This window comes from Massilia sp. NBRC 108631 (assembly GCF_059704565.1).
On sequence record NZ_BAAKJE010000178.1, the window covers coordinates 1 to 24415 of the forward strand.

Annotated in this window: 23 protein-coding genes; 5 read left to right on the forward strand and 18 right to left on the reverse strand. The window is 64.9% G+C overall.

The window, feature by feature from the left end:
- The 3 genes from AC6H42_RS19355 to AC6H42_RS19365 form a co-directional block, all read left to right on the forward strand.
- A partial coding sequence (locus AC6H42_RS19355) for a hypothetical protein (RefSeq protein ID WP_497548742.1) occupies positions 1-284 on the forward strand: 284 nt, incomplete at its 5' end.
- A gap of 100 nt (positions 285-384) precedes the next feature.
- Positions 385-1041 carry a transcriptional repressor LexA gene (gene lexA, locus AC6H42_RS19360; protein ID WP_057157696.1) on the forward strand — a complete coding sequence of 219 codons (657 nt, stop codon included), beginning with the start codon at positions 385-387 and terminating at the stop codon, positions 1039-1041.
- A gap of 23 nt (positions 1042-1064) precedes the next feature.
- A complete protein-coding gene (locus AC6H42_RS19365; protein ID WP_497548743.1) occupies positions 1065-1691 on the forward strand; it encodes a glutathione S-transferase family protein in 627 nt (208 codons plus the stop codon).
- Between the two features lie 7 nt (positions 1692-1698).
- Here AC6H42_RS19365 and AC6H42_RS19370 read toward each other — a convergent pair whose 3' ends face one another.
- The 18 genes from AC6H42_RS19370 to AC6H42_RS19455 form a co-directional block, all read right to left on the reverse strand.
- Positions 1699-2943 carry a cystathionine gamma-synthase family protein gene (locus tag AC6H42_RS19370; RefSeq protein WP_057157695.1) on the reverse strand — a complete coding sequence of 415 codons (1245 nt, stop codon included), beginning with the start codon at positions 2941-2943 and terminating at the stop codon, positions 1699-1701.
- A 50-nt stretch (positions 2944-2993) separates the two neighbouring features.
- Positions 2994-4517, reverse strand: coding sequence for an amidophosphoribosyltransferase (gene purF / locus AC6H42_RS19375; RefSeq protein WP_057157694.1), 1524 nt, complete (start codon positions 4515-4517; stop codon positions 2994-2996).
- A gap of 39 nt (positions 4518-4556) precedes the next feature.
- Entirely contained in the window at positions 4557-5045 is a 489-nt protein-coding gene (locus AC6H42_RS19380) for a CvpA family protein (RefSeq protein WP_057157693.1), read from the reverse strand.
- Between the two features lie 17 nt (positions 5046-5062).
- Positions 5063-6157, reverse strand: coding sequence for an SPOR domain-containing protein (locus AC6H42_RS19385; RefSeq protein ID WP_497548744.1), 1095 nt, complete (start codon positions 6155-6157; stop codon positions 5063-5065).
- 21 nt (positions 6158-6178) lie between these two features.
- Positions 6179-7468, reverse strand: coding sequence for a bifunctional tetrahydrofolate synthase/dihydrofolate synthase (folC, locus tag AC6H42_RS19390; protein ID WP_497548745.1), 1290 nt, complete (start codon positions 7466-7468; stop codon positions 6179-6181).
- 60 nt (positions 7469-7528) lie between these two features.
- The gene (accD, locus tag AC6H42_RS19395; protein WP_056394440.1) at positions 7529-8401 is read right to left on the reverse strand and encodes an acetyl-CoA carboxylase, carboxyltransferase subunit beta; all 873 of its coding nucleotides are present in this window, start codon (positions 8399-8401) and stop codon (positions 7529-7531) included.
- A gap of 101 nt (positions 8402-8502) precedes the next feature.
- The gene (trpA, locus tag AC6H42_RS19400) at positions 8503-9300 is read right to left on the reverse strand and encodes a tryptophan synthase subunit alpha (RefSeq protein ID WP_057157690.1); all 798 of its coding nucleotides are present in this window, start codon (positions 9298-9300) and stop codon (positions 8503-8505) included.
- Between the two features lie 45 nt (positions 9301-9345).
- The gene (gene trpB / locus AC6H42_RS19405) at positions 9346-10581 is read right to left on the reverse strand and encodes a tryptophan synthase subunit beta (protein ID WP_497548746.1); all 1236 of its coding nucleotides are present in this window, start codon (positions 10579-10581) and stop codon (positions 9346-9348) included.
- Positions 10562-11257, reverse strand: a complete 696-nt coding sequence (locus AC6H42_RS19410; protein ID WP_057157688.1) for a phosphoribosylanthranilate isomerase — start codon at positions 11255-11257, stop codon at positions 10562-10564. Before AC6H42_RS19410 ends, trpB begins: the two co-directional genes overlap by 20 nt.
- Before the next feature lie 12 nt (positions 11258-11269).
- A complete protein-coding gene (gene truA, locus AC6H42_RS19415; protein ID WP_057157687.1) occupies positions 11270-12112 on the reverse strand; it encodes a tRNA pseudouridine(38-40) synthase TruA in 843 nt (280 codons plus the stop codon).
- A gap of 78 nt (positions 12113-12190) precedes the next feature.
- The gene (locus tag AC6H42_RS19420; protein ID WP_497548747.1) at positions 12191-15100 is read right to left on the reverse strand and encodes a motility hub landmark protein FimV; all 2910 of its coding nucleotides are present in this window, start codon (positions 15098-15100) and stop codon (positions 12191-12193) included.
- 254 nt (positions 15101-15354) lie between these two features.
- Complete coding sequence (asd, locus tag AC6H42_RS19425) at positions 15355-16482, reverse strand: aspartate-semialdehyde dehydrogenase (protein ID WP_497548748.1); 1128 nt, start codon at positions 16480-16482, stop codon at positions 15355-15357.
- 59 nt (positions 16483-16541) lie between these two features.
- Positions 16542-17615: a 3-isopropylmalate dehydrogenase gene (gene leuB, locus AC6H42_RS19430; protein ID WP_057157685.1), complete on the reverse strand. Its 1074-nt coding sequence runs from the start codon at positions 17613-17615 to the stop codon at positions 16542-16544.
- A gap of 9 nt (positions 17616-17624) precedes the next feature.
- Complete coding sequence (gene leuD, locus AC6H42_RS19435) at positions 17625-18272, reverse strand: 3-isopropylmalate dehydratase small subunit (protein WP_057157753.1); 648 nt, start codon at positions 18270-18272, stop codon at positions 17625-17627.
- Positions 18273-18334: 62 nt separating this feature from the next.
- Positions 18335-18469, reverse strand: a complete 135-nt coding sequence (locus tag AC6H42_RS19440; protein WP_497548749.1) for a hypothetical protein — start codon at positions 18467-18469, stop codon at positions 18335-18337.
- 32 nt (positions 18470-18501) lie between these two features.
- Positions 18502-19905 (reverse strand): 3-isopropylmalate dehydratase large subunit, encoded by a 1404-nt coding sequence (leuC, locus tag AC6H42_RS19445; RefSeq protein ID WP_057157684.1) that lies wholly within the window; start codon positions 19903-19905, stop codon positions 18502-18504.
- 185 nt (positions 19906-20090) lie between these two features.
- On the reverse strand, positions 20091-21983 hold the full coding sequence (locus AC6H42_RS19450) for a chemotaxis protein CheA (RefSeq protein WP_057157683.1): 1893 nt from the start codon (positions 21981-21983) through the stop codon (positions 20091-20093).
- Positions 21983-22819: a protein phosphatase CheZ gene (locus AC6H42_RS19455; RefSeq protein ID WP_057157682.1), complete on the reverse strand. Its 837-nt coding sequence runs from the start codon at positions 22817-22819 to the stop codon at positions 21983-21985. The genes AC6H42_RS19450 and AC6H42_RS19455 overlap by 1 nt, the downstream gene beginning before the upstream one ends.
- Positions 22820-23235: 416 nt before the next feature.
- On the opposite strand from AC6H42_RS19455, the gene AC6H42_RS19460 reads away from it, so the two are divergent.
- Positions 23236-23703, forward strand: coding sequence for a universal stress protein (locus AC6H42_RS19460; RefSeq protein WP_057157681.1), 468 nt, complete (start codon positions 23236-23238; stop codon positions 23701-23703).
- Positions 23704-23770: 67 nt separating this feature from the next.
- Positions 23771-24415 carry a response regulator gene (locus AC6H42_RS19465; RefSeq protein WP_057157680.1) on the forward strand — a complete coding sequence of 215 codons (645 nt, stop codon included), beginning with the start codon at positions 23771-23773 and terminating at the stop codon, positions 24413-24415.

A 24415-nucleotide genomic window follows, 5' to 3' on the forward strand; every position in this document is an offset into this window, starting at 1 on the left:
GCCGTGAAGAGGGCCGTGAAGAGGGCCGTGAAGAGGGCCGTGAAGAGGGCCGTGAAGAGGGCCGTGAAGAGGGTCGTGAAGAGGGTCGTGAAGAGGGGCGTGAAGAGGGGCGCAAAGAAGGCAGACGCGCGGTGGTACGCAAGCTGCTGCTGTTGCGATTCGGCTCGCTCACGCCGCATGCAGAACAATTGCTCGCCACGGCGGGGCCAGCGGAACTGACAGCGCTGGAGGACAAAATACTGCAGGCGGCCGACCTGAACGAGCTAATTCAGCCGATGGAGTGAAAATATTTCGCGCACTTCAACAAAATCCCTTGCATTAGCGCCCACACTGTACAAAAATACAGTCTGTCTATATCCACAGCTCTCCGAGCGAAAAAGCACCATGATCAAGCTCACTGCACGCCAGGAACAAATCCTTAATCTGATCAAGGATGCCATCGACAATACGGGCTTCCCGCCCACCCGCGCCGAGATCGCGAACGAACTGGGCTTCAAATCGGCCAACGCCGCCGAAGAGCACCTGCAGGCGCTGGCGCGCAAGGGCGCCATCGAGATCGCGGCCGGCACCTCGCGCGGCATCCGCCTGCTGGGCGTGCATGCGGAAAGCGCTGCCACCAAGGTGGCGAATGCTGCCGCTGCGGCCGCGTCGAGCATGATGTCGTTGCCGCTGATCGGCCGTGTGGCCGCCGGCTCGCCCATCCTGGCCCAGGAAAACCTGGAAACCAGCTACAGCGTGGACCCGGCCCTGTTCTCCGCCAAGCCGGACTTCCTGCTCAAGGTGCGCGGCGAATCGATGCGCGACATCGGCATCATGGACGGCGACCTGCTGGCCGTCAAAAAGGTGGACAGCGCCAAGAACGGCCAGATCGTCGTGGCCCGCATCGGCAACGAAGTGACGGTCAAGCGCTATCAGAAGACCGGATCGACCATCGAGTTGTTTCCTGAAAATCCGGATTTCAAAGTAATCACCGTCAATCCGGAAGCCGATGAGTTTGCGCTGGAAGGCTTGGCGGTAGGCCTGCTGCGCAGCTGGCACTGATGGCACTGGCGGCGGACAGCGGCATGGGCGCATTCAAACTCTACGGCAATTGCGAGTCCGGCCACAGCTACAAGGTGAAGCTGGCCATGGAAGTGGCCAAGGTGCCGCACGAGTATGAAGAGATTGACCTGCGCCTGGAGCGCGCCGCGCGCCCCGAGCCCTTCCGCAGCCTGGCGAAATACGGCGAAGTGCCACTGCTGCTGCATGACGGCCAGGCCTATGTGCAGTCGAACGCCATCCTGCTGCACCTGGCGGAACACTTGAAAGCGTTTGGCGGCGAAACGCAGCAGCGTCTGGAGCGCGTGCGTGAATGGCTGTTCTGGGAAGCCAACCGCATCGGCTTCTCGATGGCGCACTTGCGCTACGGCCAGAAATTCGATCCGGCAGCCTACGCCGGCACCGTGCTGCCATGGTTCCGCAAGCGCTTCGACGCCGACATCGAATGCTTGAACGACGAACTGTCCGACGGCCGCGCCTTCCTGCTCGACGACAACATCAGCATGGCCGATTTTTCCATCTGCGGCTATATGTACTGGCCAGAGCAGGCTAACGTCAGCTTCCCGCCGCACGTGCAAGCCTGGCTGGCGCGCATCGCCACCCTGCCCGGCTGGCGCCATCCGTATCGAATGGAAGGCGCGCAGCCCTGGTAACGCTGGCTTAGCAGGCTTCCAGTGCGCAGCTGAAGTCTTCCAGCAAATCCGCCGTGTCCTCGATGCCGACCGACACGCGTATCAGCGATTCCGCAATCCCCATCGACGCCCGGCGCTCAGCGCCCATCTCGTAGAAAATGGTGTGCGCCACCGGGATAATCAACGTGCGGGTATCGCCCAGATTGGAGGCCGGCACTGCCAGCTTCAGCCGGTTCAGGAAATCGAAGCAATCGATGCCGTCCTTCAGTTCAAAGCTCAGCAGCGAACCATGCGCGCGGAACAGCTCCGCCGAAATGGCGTGCTGCGGATGCGACTTCAAGCCCGGGTAGTACACCGCCGCCACGCGCTCGTCCGATTCCAGCAGCTCGGCCAGTGCCTTGGCGTTGGCGCAAGTGCGCTCCATGCGCAAGGCCAGCGTTTCGGCGCCAACGGCAATGTGGTGCGCCGCTTCCGGGCCCAGCGACGCGCCGAAGTCGCGCAGGCCCTTGGCACGGATCTGCGTGATGCCCCACTGCGCCGGCGCGGCCTTCTTGTAATTCTCGAAGATATTGGGGAACTGGGTCCAGTCGTAGGCGCCAGTATCGGTCAGGCTGCCGCCCAGCGCATTGCCATGCCCGCAGATCGACTTGGTCAGCGCGTTGACCACCAGGCCGGCGTGCACCGCCTTCGGCAGGAACAGATAAGGCGTGGTCATGGTGTTGTCGACGATATAGAGAATGCCGCGCTCTTTGCACAGCTCGCCGATCCGTTTCAGGTCCGCCACCTGCGTGCGCGGGTTGGCGATGGTCTCGACGAATACGATGCGAGTGTTCGGCTGGATCGCCGCCGCCACATTGGCGACATCGGTGGCATCGACGAAATCGACCGCCACGCCCTGGCCCGCCACGGTCTGCCACAGCGAGTTGGTGTTACCGAACAGGAAGGACGACGATACCACGTGGTCGCCGGCGCGCAGCAGCGCCTGGAACACGGCGCCGATGGCGCCCATGCCGGTGGCGAAGCACAAGGTGGCCACGCCCTGCTCCATCTTGTTGACCTTGTCTTCCAGCGCCGACACGGTGGGATTGCCCTGGCGGCCGTAGCGGAAGCCCGGTTCCTTGCCCTGGAATACTGACGCCAGCTGGCGCGCGTCGCCGTAGCCGAAGGCTACCGACGTGTGCACCGGCTTGTGCAGCGAGCCGTGCTCGATGCCCTTCTGGCGGTCGTTGTGCAGAATGGTGGTGGTGAAACCGTAATTTTTCTTTTCTGTCATGATCTCAGGCTAAGAAAAAGCCCGGCGCCGTCAGGCGCCGGGCTGCGACATCACCCTTCGGCGGTCGCTGCGTTCAAGTTCAGCTGGGTCCGGCCGGTATCCTCCGCCGCAGCCGGTTTCGGGTTGTGGCGGTTGTACTCCAGCTTGTCCAGGTAGTCCGGCGACACGTCGCCGGTGACGTAGATGCCGTCGAAGCACGACGCTTCGAACTTGGTCAGCTTCGGATTAACGTCGGTGATGGATTGCTTCAGCGCGTCGATGTCCTGGTACACCAGGTAGTCGGCGGTGATTTCCTTGCACACTTCCTCGGTGGTGCGGCCGTAGGCGATCAGCTCGTCGCGCGTGGGCATGTCGATGCCGTATACGTTCGGATAGATCACCGGCGGCGCAGCCGAAGCGAAGATCACCTTCTTGGCGCCGGAGTCGCGCGCCATCTGCACGATCTCGCGCGAAGTGGTGCCGCGTACGATGGAGTCGTCCACCAGCAGCACGTTCTTGCCCTTGAACTCGTGCGGAATCGCGTTAAGCTTCTGGCGCACGGACTTTTTGCGCGCGGCCTGGCCCGGCATGATGAAGGTGCGGCCGATGTAGCGGTTCTTGATGAAGCCTTCGCGGTATTCCACGCCCAGGCGCAGCGCCAGCTGGATCGCAGCCGGACGTGAGGAGTCGGGAATCGGCATGACCACATCGATTTCGCCGTCCGGGATTTCGCGCTTGATCTTGTCGGCCAGGTACTCGCCCATTTTCAGGCGCGTGGCGTACACCGAGGCGCCGTCGATCACGGAGTCCGGACGGGCCAGGTAGACGAATTCGAACACGCAAGGATTGAGCTGCGGATTGTCGGCGCACTGGCGCGCGTGCAGCTGCTTATCGGCGTCGATGAAGATGGCCTCGCCCGGCTCCACGTCGCGCACGAAGCGGAAGCCCATGCCTTCCAGCGCCACCGATTCGGAAGCGATCAGGTACTCGGTGCCCTGCTCGGTTTCGTTGATGCCCAGGCACAGCGGACGGATGCCGTTCGGATCGCGGAAGGCCAGCAAGCCGACGCCGGCGATCTGCGCCACGGCGGCGTAGCCGCCCTTGACGCGGCGGTGCAGCACGGTGACGGCCTTGAAGATCGCGTCCGGGTCCAGGTTCAGGCCGGTGGTGGCGGTCTGGATTTCATGCGCCAGCACGTTCAGCAGCACTTCCGAATCGGAGTCCGTGTTGATGTGGCGGCGGTCGTTCTTGAACATTTCCAGCTTCAGCTGTTCCCAGTTGGTCAAGTTGCCGTTGTGCGCCAGCGTGATGCCGAACGGCGCGTTGACATAGAACGGCTGCGCTTCTTCTTCGCTGGACGAGCCGGCGGTCGGATAGCGGCAGTGGCCGATACCCGAATTGCCTTGCAGCGAACGCATATTGCGGGTGCGGAAAACGTCACGCACCAGGCCATTGGCCTTGTGCATGGAAAACATGCTGCTGTGATTGGTCGCGATGCCCGCCGCGTCCTGGCCGCGATGCTGCAGCAGCAGCAAGGCGTCATACAGCATTTGGTTGACGGGTTGATGGGATACGACGCCGACGATGCCACACATGGTAGTGCTCCTGGACTGGTACTACGGATTTAAAGAATTCTAAAATTGCACATGCTGCGCGAAGGCAGCGGGCAGGAAAGGTTTCACGGTGCGCGCCCCGGTCTCCGCGAGCGGACTCAATAGCGCGTTCTTCCAGAAATCCTGCTGCGGTATCGTGGTCATCCCGCACAAGATGACGGCGGCCAGCACGATTACAAGGCCACGCCCCAGGCCGAACAGGCCGCCCAGGCCCCGGTCCGCCAGGCTCAAGCCACCTGCTTTGATCAACGCATCGACTGCCATGCCCAGCAGCCCCATCAGGATGCGCACGCCGATGAACAGCACGATAAAGGCCAGGATCAGGCGCACCACCTCGCCCGGCACCAGTTCCGGCAACAACTTTGCCAGATCCGCGCCATAGGCGTTGGCCACCACGAAGGCAACGATCCAGCTGGCCAATGAAATCATTTCCTTGACCAGGCCGCGCAGGGTGCTGATGACAACGGAGGCGATCAGCACGAATATCACCAGGTAATCGAATAGCGTCACGTCAGCCCAGCATCAGCTCAGGAGGTGGCCAGGGAGCTGCTCAGGCCGATCTTGCTCAGCTTGGCGCGCACTTTTTCGGCTTCCTCTTTGTTGGGGAACGGGCCGACGCGGATACGGGTCAAGGCGCCGCTGGCGGTGGTCACCTTCTGCGTAAAGGACTTGATGCCGGCTTCCTTCAGCTTGCCTTGCAGCTCGTCCACTTTTTCCTGCGTCGCCACGGCAGCCACCTGCACCAGATATTTGGTGTCCGACGGCTTGTCTTCCAGGATGGCCATGGCGCGCGCGGCGTCTTCCGTTTTCGGCTTGGCGTCCGGGTGCTTGGCATCGGCTTCCGCCTTGGCGCGCTTGGCGTCATGCTCCGCTTTGGCCTTGGCGTCCGCCTCGGCCTTGGCGTGCCGGATTTCCTCGGCCTTGGCCTTGGCGTCGGCCTTGGCTTTCGCCTCCATTTTGGCCTTGGCTTCCGCTTCCAGCTTGGCTTCAGCGGCGCGGCTGCTTTCCTTCAGGCTTTCCTTGACGCTGTCCTTCGGCGGCTTGGCCAGCTCGGCATGCGGTTTCAGCTCGGTCACCTGCGGTGCGGCGGCGGCCACCGGCGCGGTGACGGGGGCAACCGGGGCGCGCATCGCGACAGGATGGGCAGGGGTGGCGGCGGCAGCCGGCTTGGCGGGCAGTGCTTCCTTGACAATTTCCTCGCTCTTGTCGAGCGCGTCGGCGGCATTCACGGCGGACGGCTGCGCCGCGGCTCCGGTGGCAGCGGCGGCCGCCGGCACGGTGTCGGCCGGCTTATCCTTGGCAGGAATCTGGATCGCGATGTCCGACGCCAGCGGCTTGGGCTCGGAGTCCAGCAGCATCGGCAAGCCGACGGCAACCGCCAGCGCCAGCGCGATCGCGCCCACCAGGCGGCGGCGAGCGCGTTTCTTTTCAGGCAAGACCGGATCGGCAGCGCCATCCTTGTCGCGCTGGCGGCGCACGCCGTCGGTGTTGCGGTCGGCGGCGCTGGCACGCTTGGATTTGGCCCGCTCCAGCGCGGCCGTGTCGGCTGCGCTGGTGTAATAGCCGCTGTCCTGGCCAGCGGCTTCCTGCTTGTTTTTACTGAGTTTCGAGAACAAGCCCATGCGTGATTTCAGTCGGTGATGTCAGTGAAGTGCGGATTTTCGCGCTGCCATGACGCCGGCAACGGTCAGGAAAGATCCGAAGACCACAATTCTATCATTCTCGCTGGCACGACTCATCGCATTTGCAAAAGCTTGTGCCGGATCGTCGAATATATGCACCGTGCGTTCCGGCTTGTCTTCCTGGATCAGCTGCACCTTGGCGGCCAGTTCGGAGCCGCTCGCCGAACGCGGCGACGGCAGCGTGGTCAGGCACCAATGGTCCACGTGTTCGGACATGGCCTTGATGACGCCGTCGATATCCTTGTCGTGCATCGAGCCGAACACCGCGAAGGTGTACGGGTGGTAGCCCATATTGCCCAGGTTCTGGTTCAGCGCGGACGCGGCGTGCGGATTGTGCGCCACGTCCAGGATCACGGTCGGGCGGCCCGGCAGCACCTGGAAGCGACCCGGCAATTCCACCGTCACCAGACCGGTGCGCACTTCCTGCGCGCCCACCGGCAGCGCAATCTTCAGCGCTTCCAGCGCGGCCAGCACGGCCGACGCGTTCAGCAGCTGGTTGGCGCCGCGCAGGCTGGGGTATGCCAGCGAGTTGCGGCGCTGCGAGCGGCCGCCGTAGTTCCACTGCTGCTTGTCGCCGGAATAGTTGAAATCGCGCCCCATCAGCCACAGGTCGGCGCCGATGCCCTCGGCGTAGTCGATCAGCGACTTCGGCGGCACCGGGTCGCTGCAGATGGCCGGCTTGCCGGAGCGGAAAATGCCGGCCTTCTCGTAGCCGATCTGCTCGCGGTTGTCGCCCAGGTAGTCGGTATGGTCGATATCCACGCTGGTGACGATGGACACGTCGGCGTCGATCACGTTGACCGCGTCCAGGCGGCCGCCCAGGCCCACCTCCAGGATCGCCACGTCCAGTCCGGCGTTGGCCAGCAGGTGCATGATGGCCAGCGTGGTGAACTCGAAATAGGTCAGCATGGTGTCGCCGCGCGCGGCCTCCACCACGTTGAAGCTGGCCACCAGAGCCGCATCGCTGGCCAGGTCGCCATTGACGCGCGCGCGCTCGTTGAAGTCCAGGAAGTGCGGCTTGATGTACAAGCCCACTTTGTAGCCGGCGCGCAGCAGGATCGATTCCAGCATGGCGCAAGTGGAACCCTTGCCGTTGGTGCCGGCCACCATGATGACCGGGCAGCTGAAGGCCAGCGCCATGCGTTCCTTGACGGCGCGCACGCGGTCCAGGCCCATGTTGATTTCAGTGACGGCGTGGCGCGATTCGATCAGCGCGAGCCATTCGGGCAGAGTAGTCGGGAGAGTAGACATCGGGGAGGCATTCCAGGCGGGAGGTGGGGCGGGTCCGCTGGACCCTGCCCCGGGTGTTTCTTAGGCCAGTACTTCGACAGCCTGGCTTTGCAGCAGCGCCAGCAGGCGGGCGATTTCTTCGCGCATCTTGCGGCGGTCGACGATCATGTCGACGGCGCCCTTCTGCACCAGGAACTCGGCGCGCTGGAAGCCTTCTGGCAGCTTCTCGCGCACGGTGTTCTCGATCACGCGCGGGCCGGCAAAGCCGATCAGCGCTTTCGGCTCGGCGATCACCACGTCGCCCATGAAGGCGAAGGAGGCGGACACGCCGCCCATGGTCGGATCGGTCAGCACCGAGATGAACGGCAGCTTCTTCTCGGACAGCTTGGTCAGCATGGAAGTTGTTTTCGCCATCTGCATCAGCGACAGCAGGCCTTCCTGCATGCGCGCTCCGCCGGTGGCGGTGATGCAAATGAACGGCACTTTCTGTTCCAGGGCCACCTGGGCGCCGCGCGCAAAGCGCTCGCCGACCACGGAACCCATGGAGCCGCCCATGAATTCGAACTCGAAGCACGCCACCACGACCGGCAGGCTCATGATGGCGCCGCCCATGACGATCAGCGCATCGGTCTCGCCGGTCGCTTCCATGGCCTGCTTCAGGCGGTCAGGGTACTTTTTGCTGTCCTTGAACTTGAGCGTGTCGACCGGCAGCGTTTCCTGGCCGATTTCATAGCGGCCGCCCGCGTCCAGCAGGCCGTCCAGGCGCTCGCGGGCGCGGATGCGCATGTGGTGGTCGCACTTGGGGCACACGTGCAGGTTCGATTCCAGGTCGGTACGGTACAGAACGGCTTCGCACGACGGGCATTTCACCCACAGGCCTTCGGGCATGGTCTTGCGTGCGGCAGCTTCGGAACGCTGGATGCGCGGTGGCAGCAATTTTTCCAACCAGCTCATATATTTCTCCTAATGCACAATTCAGTGGCGGCAGTGTAGCCGTTTTAGCCGCCACTGTCGAACTTTACACCCGGACAACTTTGCGCACGATCGTGATATTTTCAGGCGTCCAGCGCCGTGCGGATGCCCGCAACGAAGGCTTGAACAGCAGCCGCCGCGCCGCCTTGCGGCGCGTTCTCGATCTCCTGGATCACGCGGCTGCCGATCACGACGGCGTCCGCCACCTCGGCCACGGCCCGGGCGGTGGCGCCGTCGCGGATACCGAAGCCGACCCCGATCGGCAGCTGCACATGCTTGCGGATGCCTTGCAGGCGCTCGGCCACTTCCACGGTGTCGATATTGCCGGCGCCGGTCACGCCTTTCAGCGACACATAGTAACTGAAGCCGCCACCCACCTTGGCCACCTGGGCGATGCGCTCCTCGGTCGAGGTGGGCGCCAGCAGGAAGATCAGGTCCAGCCCGGCCGCCCGCATCCGCGCGGCGAAGTCCTCGCATTCCTCGGGCGGATAGTCGACCACGATGGCGCCGTCCGCGCCTGCTTCCAGCGACTGCGCGATGAAGCTTTGCTGGCCGATGCGCTCGATCGGGTTGGCATAGCCCATCAGCACCACCGGCGTGGTCTGGTTGGTCAGGCGGAACTCGCGTACATAGTCGAAGCAGTCGCGGATGCCGACGCCGAACACCAGCGCGCGTTCGCAGGCGCGCTGGATCACCGGGCCTTCGGCCATGGGGTCGGAGAACGGCACGCCGAGCTCCAGGATGTCGGCGCCGCCGGCCACCAGGGCGTGCATCAGCGGCACGGTTTCATCCGGGCCGGGGTCGCCTGCGGTGATAAAGGTGACCAGGGCGGTTTTTTTCTGTTCTTTCAGGGCGGCGAAAGTGGATGCAATACGGGACATAGTTATTTCCTTATAAGTAGTGAGCGTGGACAAGGCGAGCCGGCATTAGCCGAACTTCAACCCCATGCGCTCCGCTACCGTATGCATGTCCTTGTCACCACGGCCCGACAGGTTGGCCAGCACGATCTTGTCCTTCGGCAGCGTGGCCGCCAGCTTGGCCGCGTAAGCCAGCGCGTGCGACGATTCCAGCGCCGGGATGATGCCTTCGATGTGGCAACAGTCGTGGAAGGCCTGCAGCGCTTCCTCGTCCGTGATCGACACGTACTGCGCGCGCCCGCTATCCTTCAGGTAGGCGTGCTCCGGCCCCACGCCCGGATAGTCCAGCCCGGCCGACACGGAATGGGTCTCGATGATCTGGCCGTTCTGGTCCTGCAGCAGATAGGTGCGGTTGCCGTGCAACACACCCCGATAGCCCTTGGTCAGCGAGGCCGCGTGCTTGCCGCTGTCCAGCCCCTCGCCCGCCGCTTCCACGCCCACCAGCTGCACCTGCTGCTGGTCGATATACGGGTAGAAGATGCCCATGGCGTTGGAGCCGCCGCCGATGCAGGCCACCACGTAGTCCGGCTGGCGGCCGGTCATTTCCGGCATCTGCACCAGGCACTCTTCGCCGATCACCGACTGGAAGTCGCGCACCAGCATCGGGTACGGGTGCGGGCCGGCCACGGTGCCGATGATGTAGAAGGTGTTTTCAATGTTGGTGACCCAGTCGCGCATGGCTTCGTTGAGCGCGTCCTTCAGCGTCTTGGAGCCGGACTCCACCGGCACCACGGTGGCGCCCAGCAGCTTCATGCGGTACACGTTCTGGGCCTGGCGCTTGACATCCTCGCTGCCCATGTAGACCACGCATTCCAGCCCGAAACGGGCGCAGATGGTGGCCGTGGCCACGCCGTGCTGGCCGGCGCCGGTTTCGGCGATGATGCGCTGCTTGCCCATGCGGCGCGCCAGCAGCGCCTGCCCGATCACGTTGTTGATCTTGTGCGCACCGGTGTGGTTCAAGTCTTCGCGCTTGAAGTAGATCTGCGCGCCGCCGGCCTGCCCGGACCAGCGCTTGGCGTGGTAGATCGGCGATGGACGGCCGACGAAGTGCTTCAGCTCGTAGCGGAACTCGTCGAGGAAGATGGGATCTTTGCTGTAGTGCTCGTAGGCGGCGTTCAGCTCGGCCAGCGCAAAGGTCAGGGTTTCGGCCGCGAAGGCGCCGCCGTACGGGCCGAAATGGCCCTTGGCGTCCGGCAGATGGTAATCGTGGGCGTGAAACAGGGCGTTAGGAACTTGGTCTTTCATGGTGCGGATCTCTCTCAAAGGTGGCATCGGCCGCACGCACCGCGCGCACGAAGGCGGCGATCTGGTGGGCGTCTTTTATGCCCTTGGACGCTTCGACACCACTGCTGATGTCAACCGCGTAGGGGCGTAGCTGAGCCACCGCGCCAGTCGCGTTGAGTACGCTCAAGCCACCACTCAAAACGGCCCGATGCGCGAGATCTTTTGGAACGAGTGACCAATCGAAAACCTTTCCTGCGCCGCCGTAGGCATCCACCCAGGTATCGAGCAACAGGCCCGAAAACAGCCTGCTGGATGCGCGGCATTGTGTTTCGTATTCTAGCAAATCGTCCGGCGTAGTGTCGGGTTTGACGCGAAATACCCGCAAATAGGGGCGGTTTGCCAATTCGGCGGCGGCCGCGCACTGCCCGGCCGTCTCATCGCCGTGGAACTGCAGCAAGCCCACCGGGGCGATGCGCACCGCCTCGGCCACCTGCTCCGGCGTGGCGTTGACAAACAGGCCGGTGGCGGTGACGAAGGGCGGCAGGCCCGCGATCAATTCGGCGGCGCGCTGCGGCGTGACATAGCGCGGGCTCTTGTCGTAGAACACGAAACCGGCGGCGTCGGCGCCGGCGGCGACCACGGCGGCCACGTCTTGCTCGCGGGTCAGGCCGCAAATCTTGATGCGGGTACGGTGCATGGGCTTATCCTTTTAGAACCACGGCAGCGGGCGCGCACGCTCTTGCGGCAGTTCCCACTTGGCGTCGTATTCGATGTCGGCCAGGTACAGGCCGTCGGGCATGAACGTGGGCGCGGCCTTGGAACGGTCCTTCAGCGCCAGCAGCCGGCCCAGCCATTCCGGCTCCTCGCGCCCGGCGCCGATGTAGACCAGCGAGCCCACCAGGTTGCGCACCATGTGGTGCAGGAAGGCGCTGGCGCGCAAGGTGAACACGATCAGGTCGCCATGCCGCTCGATGCGGATCTCGTGCATCTGCTTGACCGGCGTCTTGGCCTGGCAGTGCGCGGCGCGGAACGTGGTGAAGTCGTGTTCGCCGATCAGCGCGGGCACGGCGGCGCGCATGCGCTCCACGTCCAGCGGGCGGTGCGTGAACCCGGCGCGGCCGGCCAGCAGCGGCGAGCGCACCTGGTGGTTGTGCAGCAGGTAGTGGTAAGTGCGGGAACGCGCGCTGAAGCGGGCGTGGAAGTCCTGCGCGGTGTGCGGCGGCGGCGAGTCCGCCGCTGCGGCCGGGTCGTAGGGCACCACCTGGTGCAGTTCCTTGGCCCAGCGCACGCCGATGGAGTCCGGCAGGAAGGCGTTGATGCCGCGCACCCAGGCATGCATTTCGCGGTTCAGTTCGGTGTCGAAGTGCACCACCTGGCCCAGCGCATGGACCCCGGCGTCGGTGCGGCCGGCGCAGGTGGTGGCCAGCGGCACGGTGGCGAAGCGTTCGATCGCCTGCTCCAGCTGGTCCTGCACGGTGTTGCCGCAGGGTTGGGTCTGGTAGCCTTGCCAGGCCGTGCCGTCGTACTGGACTCCTAATGCGATGCGTTTCAATTGCTGCTCTGTATGTTGTGTGCCTCGCCGCATTATACCCGCCGAGGCAAGGGGCGGCTTGCCGCCCCCGCCGGCTGCCTAGCCCAGCAAGGCCCGCATGGAACTGGCGCGTGCCACCTGGTCGTCGCTGCCGCCGCGGATCACTTCGTCCAGCAGCTCGCGCGCGCCTTCCTTGTCGCCGATCTCCTGGTAGGCAATCGCCAGGTCCAGCTTGGTGTCCATTTCCATGTGCATGGCCGACATGTCGTCGTCGCCGGCCAGCGGGCTCTTGGTGGCGGCGCTGCCCAGCAGGTCCAGGTCGATGCCGGACAGGTCGAACTCCGGTGCGGCCGGAGCCGATGGCGCGGCAGCGGGCGCCGGGGTGGCGCTGGCGTCGGCCAGGCCGGGAATGTCGAAGTCGTCCATGGACAGTGCGCCGCCGGCAGCCGGGGCGGCCGTCGGCGCCGGGGCCGGCTCGTCCGGCAGCTTGAAGTCCATCATGTCCAGTTCGGCCAGCGGGTCGGCCGGCGCGCCAGGAGCCGTGACCGGCGCACCGGCGGAGGCTGGCAGGTCGAGGCCGAAGTCCATGCTGAAATCTGCCGCCTTGGCCTCGGCCGGCGGTGTGCCCGGGGCCGCCGCCGGGCTGTCCTGCGCCGGCCCCGCAGCCTTGGCCGGCGGGTCCAGGTCGAAGGCGAAGTCGAACGGCTCGGCGCTGTCGGCTGTCGGCTGCAGCGCCTCGGCCACGATGGCCGGCTCTTCCGCTGGCGCCGGCATTTCGATCGCCGGTGCCGCGGCAGGGACCGGCTCGAAGCTCAGGCCGCCCAGGTCGAAGTCCAGGAAATGGTCGGCGTCGGCGGCTGCGGCCACCGAGGCCGGCGTCGGCGCCGTGGTGGCGGCCGGCGCGTCCAAGGACGGCAGCGCGGTGGCGTCGCGGTCCAAGTCGAAGTCCATCAGATTCGATTCGGCAACCGGTTCCGGCACCGCCGTAGCCGGCGCGCCGGCGGCCGCGTCCAGGCTCAGATCCAGGTCCAGGCCGCTGAAATCGGCGGCGGACGGCGCTTGCGTGGCGGGTGCGGCCGCTGGCGGCTCGGCGAACATGCTGGCGAAGTCGTCCACGTCCGGCGCGCTGGCGGCCGCAGCGCCGGCAGCGGCTAAGCCTGTGGCCGCGCCTGCCACGGCCGCACCGGCGCCACCGGTGCCGGACGCATGCGCGTACAGCGGATTGAGCGGATCGATGCTCTGGCCCAGCGCCGCAGCCTGCTCCCATTCCTCGCCCTCGCCCTTGGTCATCGCATACAGCTCGCTGGCCTGCATTTCGAAGGAGCGCGCGTCCTTGCGGTTGGCAAAGATCTCCATCAGCTTCAGACGCACCGGGTGGCGCTCGGGGTGGGTGCGCAGCGCCTCCTTCAGGATCTCCTCGGCCTGCGCGTCGCGGCCGTAGGCGATGTAGACGTCGGCCTCGGCCACCGGATCGACTTCATTGGTGTCGAGCTGGCTGGCCGACGGCGCGAAATTGGAGTTGAACACGCTGTTGTTGGTGTCCACGCTCTGGCCGCCGGTTTCGGCGATCAACGGCTGGGCCTGCGCGCCGGGGTCGCCCAGCACGCTGATTTCCGGCCTGCCCGGCGCGGCGGCCTGCTCCTGCTTGCGGCGGCGCGCCAGGATATAGCCGGCGCCAGCCAGCAAGGCAGCCAGCGCAATGCCGATGGCCTGGATATTTTCCATGAGGATATCCATCACGCCCGGCTCGGCAATCGGCGGCGGCGCCACCGGCGCTTTCGGCTTGGGCGCCGGCGCAGCGGGCGCGGCGGAGAGCGGGGCAGCCGCGGCAGGCGCAGGCTCCGTGGCGGCCGGCGCGGCGGCCGTCTGCTGCTTCTCGGCCATGGTCTTGCTCTTGACCGCCATCAGCTTTTCCAGGTCGGCGACGTTTTTCTCCAGTTCCTTGACGCGGGCGTTGGCCTCGGCCACCTGCTTTTCGCGGGCGATCTTGTCTTCCTCGCCCGCGGTCGCGGTCCTGCCTTCGGCCGGCGCGCCGGCAGCCTTGGACAGCTTGAGCTGGTCTTTCGATTCGGTGACGGCGGTCGGACGTTCTTCCACCTTGGCGGTGATCTTGCCGCCCGCGCTCTGGCTGGTTTCCGGGGCCTTGGCTGGCGTGCTGGCCGAGACCTGGCCGGCCAGCTTGGCGCGGTAGGCGTTGAAATCGGCCGCGTGGGCCACCACCACGCCGCGCGCTTCGCCCTGGTCGGCGCCGCCCTTGATGGCGTCCGAGTCCGGCACCGCCAGGATCTGGCCCGACTTCAGGCGGTTCATATTGTTGCCGACGAAGGCTTCCGGATTGGCGCGGTACAGCGCCACCAGCATCATGTCCAGCGAGACGTCGGCCGGCTTCAGGCGCGAGGCGATGCGGCCCAGCGTGTCGCCCGGCTTGACGCGGTATGCCTTGTCGCCATCGGCGGCCGGCTCGCGCGGCGCTGGCGCGGGGCGGGCCGCGGGCGCCGGCGCGGCGCCTGCCTGGGCCTGGTTCTGGGCGCGCGCCACTGCCGCCAGGGCGGCGGCCGACGGTGCGGCGGCGCGGCCCGGCACGTCGACCGGGGCGGCGACCTGCGCCGGCTGGGTGCTGCGCAGCTCGGCCGGGTCCAGCAGGAAGGTGTATTCGCGCACCAGGCGTCCGCCGGTCCAGCTCAGCTCGAGCAGCATGTCGACGAAAGGCTCGTTGACCGGCTGGGTGGAGCTGACGCGGATGAACTGGCGGCCATTGCGCTGGTCCACTTCGAAGCGCAGCGACAGCAGGGCCGGGTTGAATTCGATATTGGCAAGGCGGAAGGCATCCACCGGGGCCAGCTTGGCGGCCAGGCCGGACGCTTCCTCCGGCGTGACGGCGGTCAGCTCGATCTCGGCGCGCAGCGGCTGGCCCAGCGACGACAGCACGGTCAGCTTGCCCAGCCCGGCTGCGTTGGCTGCCGGGGACAGCAGCACCGCACAGGCGACAGCGCCGGCGAGTGTTTTCAACGCGAACGTAACGGTCTTGGAGCGGCGATGTACATGCATAGTGTCGTGGGCGTGTGTGGTGAGCGGAAAAGTTGCTTTCCGAGATATACCAACATATCACCATGGGCAATAGCATGCAAGCTTTGCCGCCGCATCTGTCACCTCTGTGCTGAATTCATAGTTTGATGCCAAGAAAAAAGGGCGATTTCCCTATGAAATCGCCCTTTTGCACAGCCCGCGGAAAATTACCGCGGATGACTGGGGATTAGCGCGGATTACTTATCCAGCACGATGCGCAGCATGCGGCGCAGCGGCTCGGCCGCGCCCCACAGCAGCTGGTCGCCCACGGTGAAGGCGGACAGGTACTCGCCGCCCATGCTCATCTTGCGCACGCGGCCGACCGGGATGGTCAGGCTGCCGGTGACGGCGGCCGGCGACAAGTCGCGCACCGACGCTTCGCGCGTGTTCGGCACGAACTTCACCCACTGGTTGTCGCCGGCGATGATGTCGTTTACTTCATCGAGCGGCACGTCCTTCTTCAGCTTGATGGTCAGCGCTTGCGAGTGGCAGCGCATGGCGCCGATGCGCACGCACAGGCCATCGACCGGGATCGGGGCGCTGCCGAAGTCCAGGCCGCGGCCCAGGATCTTGTTGGTCTCGGCGCCGCCCTTCCACTCTTCCTTCGACTGGCCGTTGCCCAGGTCCTTGTCGATCCACGGGATCAGGTTGCCGGCCAGCGGCGCGCCGAACTGCTTGATCTCGTCGGCCGAATAGCCGTGCTGGGTGGCCAGCACCTGGCGGTCGATTTCCAGGATCGCCGAAGCCGGGTTGTCCAGCAGCGGACGCACGGCGGCGTTGATGGTGCCGAACTGGGTCAGCAGTTCGCGCATGTGCTGCGCGCCGCCGCCCGACGCCGCCTGGTAGGTCATCGAGGTCATCCACTCCACCAGGTCGTGCTTGAACAGGCCGCCCAGGCCCATCAGCATGCACGACACGGTGCAGTTGCCGCCGACGAAGTTCTTCACGCCCTTGGACATGGCGTCCTTGATGACGTTCAGGTTGACCGGGTCCAGCACGATGACGGCGTCCTTTTCCATGCGCAGCGTGGAGGCCGCGTCGATCCAGTAGCCGTTCCAGCCGGCCGCGCGCAGTATCGGGAACACTTCCGAGGTGTAGTCGCCGCCCTGGCAGGAGATGATGATCTCGCAGCGCTTCAGTTCGTCGATATTGGTGGCGTCCTTCAGCACGGTTTCATTCTTGGCCATCGCCGGCGCTTTGCCGCCGGTGTTGGAGGTGGTGAAAAACACCGGCTCGATGTGGGAGAAATCGCCCTCTTCCTGCATGCGCTGCATCAGGACCGAACCGACCATGCCGCGCCAACCTACCAGACCTACGAGTTTCATTTTGCTATCCCTTGAATATTTGAACCGGGGGTCAGACCCGACGGGCCGCCCCCAGGCTGTTAGTTTGCCAGCGCTGCCACGACGGCATCGCCCATTTGTTCCGTGCCGACCTTCGTGGTGCCAGCTTCATAGATGTCCACGGTGCGCAAGCCTTGCGACAGCACTTTCTTGACGGCGTTCTCGATGCGCTCGGCCTGCTCGGCGCGGTTCAGCGAGAAGCGCAGCATCATGGCTGCGGACAGGATGGTCGCCAGCGGATTGGCGATGCCTTTGCCTGCGATGTCCGGCGCGGAACCATGCGACGGCTCGTACAGGCCCTTGTTGTTGGCGTCCAGCGAAGCCGACGGCAGCATGCCGATCGAACCGGTCAGCATGGCCGCCGCGTCCGACAGGATGTCGCCGAACATATTGCCGGTGACGATGACGTCGAATTTCTTCGGCGCGCGCACCAGCTGCATGGCGGCGTTGTCGACGTACATGTGCTCCAGCGCCACGTCCGGATACTCCTTGTGGACGTCGATGACGATGTCTTTCCAGAACTGGAAGGTTTCCAGCACATTGGCCTTGTCCACGCTGGTCAGGCGCTTGTCGCGCTTTTGCGCGGCCTGGAAGGCCACGTGGGCGATGCGGCGGATTTCGCCTTCGGCGTAGCGCATGGTGTCGTAGCCTTCGCGCTGGCCCTTGAACGGGCCGTCCGGGCACTCGCGCACGCCGCGCGGCTGGCCGAAGTAGATGTCCCCGGTCAGTTCGCGGATGATCAGGATGTCCAGGCCGGACACCACTTCAGGCTTGAGCGTGGAGGCGCCGGCCAGTTCCGGGTAGAGGATGGCCGGACGCAGGTTGGCGAACAGGCCCAGGTTCTTGCGCAGGCCGAGGATGGCCTGCTCCGGGCGCAGCGCGCGTTCCAGGCCGTCGTACTGGTAGTCGCCGACGGCACCGAACAGCACCGCGTCGGCCGCCTTGGCCAGCGCCAGCGTGCCTTCGGGCAGCGGGTGGCCGTGCGCGGCGTAACCTGCACCGCCTACCGGCGCGGTTTCCAGTTCGAATTTCTCGTCCAGCACATTCAGTACCTTGACTGCCTGCGCCACGATTTCCGGGCCGATGCCGTCGCCCGGGAGGATTGCAATTTTCATGGTGGGTTCTTAAATGACGTTGGCCAGCCAGGGCTGGTTCGCCAGATGACGCTCTTCGAAGGCGCGGATGTCGTCTGCGTGGCGCAGCGTCAGGCCGATATCGTCAAGCCCGTTCATCAGGCAGTATTTGCGGAAGGCGTCGATCTCGAAGGGATAGGAGACGCTGCCATTACTCGTTGAAATACGCTGCTGCTCAAGATCCACCACCAGACGGTAACCGGGGAAGGCCTTGACTTCATTGAACAGATGATCGATCTGTTGCTCGCTCAATACGATAGGCAGCAAGCCGCTTTTGTAGCTATTGTTGAAAAAGATGTCGGCGAAGCTGGGCGCGAGGATGGCGCGGAAGCCGTACTGGTCCAGCGCCCACGGCGCGTGTTCGCGCGAGGAGCCGCAGCCGAAGTTCTTGCGCGCCAGCAGGATGGAGGCGCCCTGGTAGCGCGGCTGGTTCAGCACGAAGTCCGGGTTCAGCGGGCGCTTGCTGTTGTCCATGCCGGGTTCGCCGTGGTCCAGGTAACGCCACTCGTCGAACAGGTTGGGGCCGAAGCCGGTACGGTGGATGGACTTCAGGAATTGCTTCGGGATGATGGCGTCGGTGTCGACGTTGGCACGGTCAAGCGGGGCCACCAGTCCTTCGTAGATCGTAAATTTTTCCATGGTGTTTTTCTGCGATGTGCAGGCCGGCGCAGGATGGGACGCTGCGGCCGGATGCATTGCTGTTATTTCCCGCCGGCGCCGGTCACGACCTGGCCGACCTTTTGTACGTCCCTGCCGATGCCGGAAATGGTGTTGCAGCCGGTCAGGACGATGGTGGCGACGATGGTTGCAGCGGCCAGGGCGGATAGCGTTTTCATGGGGGACTCTCGTATTCTAAAAATTAATCAAATCAGTGTACTTTGCGCACATCGACGAAGTGGCCGGCGATGCCGGCTGCCGCTGCCATGGCCGGCGACACCAGGTGGGTGCGTCCGCCCTGGCCCTGGCGGCCTTCGAAGTTGCGGTTCGAGGTCGAAGCGCAGCGCTCGCCCGGTTCCAGGCGGTCGGCGTTCATGGCCAGGCACATCGAGCAGCCCGGCTCGCGCCATTCAAAGCCGGCGTCGCGGAAAATGGCATCCAGCCCTTCGCGCTCGGCCTGCTCCTTGACCAGGCCGGAGCCCGGCACCACCAGCGCCAGCTTGACGTTGGAGGCGCGCTGCTTGCCGCGCACCACGGCGGCGGCCGCGCGCAAATCCTCGATGCGGGAATTGGTGCAGGAGCCGATGAAGACCTTGTCGATGCGGATGTCCTCGATGGCCGTGTTGGGCTTGAGGTTCATGTACACCAGGGCTTTTTCCATGGCGTCGCGCTTGACGGCGTCTTTTTCCAGGTCCGGGTCCGGCACACGGCCGTCGATCGAGACCACCTGCTCGGGCGAAGTGCCCCAGGTCACCTGCGGCTTGATCTCGGCGGCGTTGAGCGTGACCACCAGATCGAATTTCGCGCCGGCGTCCGAGTGCAGCGTGCGCCAGTATGCCACCGCGCGGTCCCAGTGCGGTCCGGCGGGCGAGAACGGGCGGCCCTTGACGTAGTTGATGGTGGTGTCGTCGACGGCGACCATGCCGGCGCGCGCGCCGGCCTCGATCGCCATATTACAGACCGTCATGCGCCCTTCCATCGACAGCGCACGGATGGTCGAGCCGCCGAACTCGATGGCGTAGCCGTTGCCGCCGGCGGTGCCGATCTTGCCGATAATGGCCAGCACGATGTCCTTGGAGGTCACGCCGGCCGGCAGCGCGCCGTCCACCTGCACCAGCATGGCTTTCGATTTCTTCTGCAGCAGGGTCTGGGTGGCCAGCACGTGCTCCACTTCCGAGGTGCCGATGCCGTGCGCCAGCGCGCCGAAGGCGCCGTGGGTGGAGGTGTGCGAGTCGCCGCAGACCACCGTCATGCCCGGCAGGGTGGCGCCCTGCTCCGGCCCGATCACGTGCACGATGCCCTGGCGCTTGTCGTTCATGTTGAAGTAGGTCATGCCGACCGACTTGGTGTTGGCGTCCAGGGTTTCGACCTGCAGGCGCGAGGTCGGATCTTCGATGCCGTGCGAACGGTCGGTGGTCGGCACGTTATGGTCGGCCACGGCAAGGTTGGCCGAAATGCGCCACGGCTGGCGGCCGGCGGCGCGCAGGCCGTCGAAGGCCTGCGGGCTGGTCACTTCGTGCACCAGGTGGCGGTCGATATAAAGAATGGACGTACCGTCGTCTTCGGTGCGCACCACATGGGATTCCCAGAGTTTGTCGTAAAGCGTCTTCATGATTGCTGCTACTGCCCGTGTGAGAATTTCACTTTGATTATGCCATATTTGTGCAATGCAAAACCAAGCCCGTCTGTCCGCCTCGTGAGCCGATGCGGCTTAGGGTTCCGATCCACCTTTATGACGCCCTTTGAAAAAAAAGCCTGCGGATCTCGCAGGCTTTTGTGTTTTCTTGCTGCCGGCGGGTTTTAAGCCGCCATGCGTACACTACCCCTGCATCCGTCCATCAGGAACGATAGGCCCACCACTAGCACCAGTTCGCCCTCGGCGGAACGCGCAGTGCCGGTAATGCCTTCGACCGAAATCGCCGTCATCGGTTTAATGACCAGGTCGGCCGTGCCGTCGACCGCTTCCACCGCCAGGATGTATGGCTGCGGCGCGTTGACCACGATGCCCACCCGTTCCGAGGCGGGCGCGTAGCCCAGCGCGCCGGCCAGCGTGCGCACCGGCAGCGGACGGCCCTGGTCCTTGAGCACCGGCGCCCCGCCCACTTCCATGAACTCTTCCGGCAGTTCGACCACGCGCTGCACCACGGCCATCGGCAGCGCCAGCAGCGCGCCCGAGGTCGACACCAGCATGGTCGGCACGATCGACAGCTCGATCGGCAGGCGGATGGCGAACTTGGTGCCCTTGCCCAGCGTCGAGTCGATGTGGATGGCGCCGCGATTCTTTTCCACGGCGGTTTTCACCACGTCCATGCCCACGCCGCGGCCAGACACGCTGGAGGCCACTTCCTTGGTCGAAAAGCCTGGCAGGAACACCAGCTGATACGATTCGTCGTCCGTCATGTTAGCAGATGGCGAGATCAAGCCCTTTTCCGCCGCTTTTTTGCGCAGCGCGATCGGGTCCATGCCCTTGCCGTCGTCCTGCAGCACGATCATGACGCTGTTGGCTTCCTGCCATGCTTTCAGCGAGATATAGGCCTTGGCCGGCTTGCCGGCGGCGACCCGCACGTCGGGCGATTCCACGCCATGGTCGAGCGCGTTGCGCAGCATGTGCACCAGCGGATCGTACAGGCTGTCGACCACCACGCGGTCGACTTCGGTCTCCGCGCCTTCGATGGTCAGTTCGACTTCCTTGCCCAGGTCTTTCGCCAGCTCGCGCACCAGGCGCGGGAATTTCTGGAACAAACGGCCCACCGGCTGCATGCGGGTAGCCAGCGTGGCGCGCTGCAGTTCGCTCGAGTAGCGCGAGGCGCGTTCCAGCGTTTCGGTCAGCGCCGACATCAGGCTGGCGGCCTGGCCTTCGAATTTGAATTGCTGCAGGCGCTCCAGCAGCACGGCGGCCTGGTTGGCAGCCTGCACCGACTCGCCCGCCACTTCCAGCAGCGCATCCAGCTTGACCGCGTCGATGCGGATGCTCTCTTCCTTGGCCGGCGCGGCGTGCACCTTGTCGTCGCGCTCCGGCCGGGCGCGCGGGGCGGCGGCAGGCGCATCGGCATGCACTTCGGCCAGCGCCGCGGGCGGGGTGCCGCCGGCAGCGACGATGGCCGCGGCCACGCCTTCGGATACGGCCGGGGCCGGCGCGGCAGCCGGTGCGCTGCGCGCGTACGTGCCTTCCGGCACCACGGCGATATACATGCCTTCCCAGTCCAGGCCGTCGGCCGAGGCGGCGCCGGCCGGTGCGGCGGCAGGGACGGCGGCGGGGGCGGCGGCAGGCGCGGCAGGGGCAGCGGCAGGTTTGGCCGGTGCAGCGGCCTTGCCTTCGATGGCGTCCTTCAGGATCGCTTCCAGTTCGGCCGGCATGGCCGGCAGGTCTTCCGCCGCGCCGCCGTTGTTCAGTTCGGTAAGCTGGTCGGCCACGAAGCCGGACGCCATCAGCGCCGCCTCGATGGCGATCGGCGTCACCGGCGCGGCGCCGGTGCGCAGCGCGTCGAACAGGTTTTCCGTCAGGTGGCAGGCCGACACCAGCGCGCCCAGGCTCATGAAGCCGGCCCCGCCCTTGATGGTGTGGAAGGCACGGAACACCGCGTTCAGCGTTTCCTTGTTTTCCGGATCGCGTTCGAGGCGCAGCAGGTTCTCTTCAACATTTACAGCCAGGTCCATCGCCTCGACGACGAACTCCTTGAGCATATCGTCCATTAGAATCCCAGATCGGCAAGCAGATCATCGACACTGTCCTGGTTCAGCGCCACCGCCGGTGCGGATGGGCCGGACATCAGCGACACCTCTTTCTGCGCAATCTTCTCGCGCACTTCGGTCGGGGCGTTGTCTTTCAACAGCTGCGCCAGTTCGGCTTCGACCGTCTTGGTGATGCCCACCACTTTCTTGATGAGCTGGCCGGTGATGTCCTGGAAGTCCTGCGCCATCATGATTTCCAGCAGGCGGGCTTTTTCCGCCTCGGTGGCGGCCGACACGGCTTGCGCGAAGGCGCGCGAATCGCCCGCCAGGGTCTTGAATTCGTCCAGGCTGAGCTTGCCGGCGAACAGCGCGGCCCAGCGGTCTTCCATTTCCTTGGACTGCTTGGACAGCACGTCCTGCGCCGGCATGCCGTCGTCCAGCGTGTTGAGCACCTTGTTAGCGGCCTGTTCAGTCAGCGTGGCGACATACTCCAGGCGGTCCTGGGCGTCGCCGATCTGGGCCGACGCCTCGGTCAGCGCCTTGTCGTAGCCCAGTTCGCGCAGCGAGTCGTGCAGCAGGCGCACAATGCCGCCCAGGCGTTCAAACATCGGGTTGTCGCCATGGTCGACGGCGGCGTGCTCGGCGGCCGGCGCGGCAGCGGCGGGCGCGGCCGGCGCGGCCGCTACGGCGGCCGGAGCCGGGCGGGCTGCGGAGACTTCGTCGAACAGGCTCTCCAGGTCATCCTCGGCGGAGGCGGCAGGAGCAGCGGAAGGGGCGGGGGCGGGTGCCGGTTCTGTGGCGCGTTGCGCGGACACTTCATCAAATAGTGCGTCGAAATCATCAGCGGCGTTGGTCATATCCCTGCTTCTCCATAATTTGTCAAATTGCTGCTTGCTGCGCACCGCGGCATCCGTTGTGATGACGCCCGGCAATATTCAAACCGCTTACGCGAGTGTAGCAGGGCGCCGCCCGGTTGTTCAATCACCGGCTAGGCAAAGGCGGGCGCCCTGCCCTGCGGCATGGCGAAAACGAAGTTTAGTGTTGTATTTGGAGATACTAACATCGCCAGGCCATGCACGGATATGCCCCAGAGGAACAAAAACCACCCAGCAATGAAAAAAAGCCGTCCAGGACAGCATGCCGCTTTTGCGGAATCTCCACATATTCCTTGATAAATATCAAGTCTTTCCTTCCTAACAATGGACGGAATCGCGGCTACAATGAAGTATGGGCACCGTGTAGCGAAGCGGATTTCACAGAAAAGGAGCTGCATATGTACCGCAAAATCCTGATAACCACCGATGGCTCGGCTGTTTCCAAAATGACGGCCTGTGCCGGCGTGTCGTTCGCCCAGCAAATGGGAGCCGAAGTGCTGGCGCTGTTCGTGGCGCCGGAGTACCAGTACCCGATTTACGTGGAAATCATTCCGCCCAGCTACCCCAGCGAAGAGGAATACCGCGCCGCCATGCAGCGCGCCGGCGCCGAGCACGTGCTGCCCATCCTGGACGCGTGCCGCAAGAAAGGCCTGGAATGCCAGGGCATGACGGCGTTCGCCGAAAGCACGGCGCTGAAAATCGTCGACGTGGCGGCCCAGCAAGGCTGCGACCTGATCTTCATGGGCTCGCACGGCCGCAGCGGCTGGGGCCAGCTGCTGCTCGGCAGCGTCACCAACAAGGTCCTGTCGCACTCCAAGCTGCCGGTGCTGGTGCACCGCCTGCTCAAAGAGCCGCTGCCAGACTAAACGACAGCGGGCGGCGCGCGCCGCCGCCCCTGTTATCCATCCCCCCGCAACAACACCACTGCAATCCATGATTAGAATTGTCATTGCCGACGACCATACCATTATGCGCGAAGGCCTCAAGCGCATCCTCGACGGAGCTCCCGACATCGACATCGTAGGCGAAGCCGTCGACGGCTTCGACGTACTGAACCATATCCGCCAGGGCGGCTTCGACCTGCTGCTGCTGGATTTGTCGATGCCGGGCCGCAGCGGGGTCGAGCTGATCCGCCAGATCAAGAGCGAAGCGCCCAAGCTGGCCGTCCTCATTCTGACCATGCACGAAGAAGAACAATACGCGGTGCGCGCCATCCGCGCCGGCGCGCAGGGCTACCTGACCAAGGAGAGCGCCGGCACCCAGCTGGTGGGCGCGATCCGGCGCGTGGCCGCCGGCCGGCCCTACATCAGCACCGAAGTGGCCGAGCAGCTGGCCCTGAACATCATGATGCCGAACGAGAGCCTGTTGCATAAACAGCTGTCGGACCGCGAGTTTGAGGTTTTTTCGCTACTGGTGGCAGGCAAGTCGATCACGGAAATCGCCAATGGCTTGCATTTGAGTGTAAAGACCGTCAGCACCCACAAAACCCGCATCATGCAGAAGATGGGCATGAACTCCCTCTCGGAGATGGTGCAGTACGCGGTGGCCCACCGGCTACTCTCCCCTTTCAAATCATAG

Coding starts and splice junctions, on each gene's coding strand:
- lexA (WP_057157696.1), top strand. CDS start 385: ATGATCAAGCTCACTGCACGCCAGGAACAAATCCTTAATCTGATCAAG.
- AC6H42_RS19365 (WP_497548743.1), top strand. CDS start 1,065: ATGGGCGCATTCAAACTCTACGGCAATTGCGAGTCCGGCCACAGCTAC.
- AC6H42_RS19370 (WP_057157695.1), bottom strand. CDS start 2,943: ATGACAGAAAAGAAAAATTACGGTTTCACCACCACCATTCTGCACAAC.
- purF (WP_057157694.1), bottom strand. CDS start 4,517: ATGTGTGGCATCGTCGGCGTCGTATCCCATCAACCCGTCAACCAAATG.
- AC6H42_RS19385 (WP_497548744.1), bottom strand. CDS start 6,157: ATGGGCTTGTTCTCGAAACTCAGTAAAAACAAGCAGGAAGCCGCTGGC.
- folC (WP_497548745.1), bottom strand. CDS start 7,468: ATGTCTACTCTCCCGACTACTCTGCCCGAATGGCTCGCGCTGATCGAA.
- accD (WP_056394440.1), bottom strand. CDS start 8,401: ATGAGCTGGTTGGAAAAATTGCTGCCACCGCGCATCCAGCGTTCCGAA.
- trpA (WP_057157690.1), bottom strand. CDS start 9,300: ATGTCCCGTATTGCATCCACTTTCGCCGCCCTGAAAGAACAGAAAAAA.
- trpB (WP_497548746.1), bottom strand. CDS start 10,581: ATGAAAGACCAAGTTCCTAACGCCCTGTTTCACGCCCACGATTACCAT.
- AC6H42_RS19410 (WP_057157688.1), bottom strand. CDS start 11,257: ATGCACCGTACCCGCATCAAGATTTGCGGCCTGACCCGCGAGCAAGAC.
- asd (WP_497548748.1), bottom strand. CDS start 16,482: ATGAAACTCGTAGGTCTGGTAGGTTGGCGCGGCATGGTCGGTTCGGTC.
- leuB (WP_057157685.1), bottom strand. CDS start 17,615: ATGAAAATTGCAATCCTCCCGGGCGACGGCATCGGCCCGGAAATCGTG.
- leuD (WP_057157753.1), bottom strand. CDS start 18,272: ATGGAAAAATTTACGATCTACGAAGGACTGGTGGCCCCGCTTGACCGT.
- AC6H42_RS19440 (WP_497548749.1), bottom strand. CDS start 18,469: ATGAAAACGCTATCCGCCCTGGCCGCTGCAACCATCGTCGCCACCATC.
- AC6H42_RS19450 (WP_057157683.1), bottom strand. CDS start 21,983: ATGGACGATATGCTCAAGGAGTTCGTCGTCGAGGCGATGGACCTGGCT.
- AC6H42_RS19455 (WP_057157682.1), bottom strand. CDS start 22,819: ATGACCAACGCCGCTGATGATTTCGACGCACTATTTGATGAAGTGTCC.
- AC6H42_RS19460 (WP_057157681.1), top strand. CDS start 23,236: ATGTACCGCAAAATCCTGATAACCACCGATGGCTCGGCTGTTTCCAAA.
- AC6H42_RS19465 (WP_057157680.1), top strand. CDS start 23,771: ATGATTAGAATTGTCATTGCCGACGACCATACCATTATGCGCGAAGGC.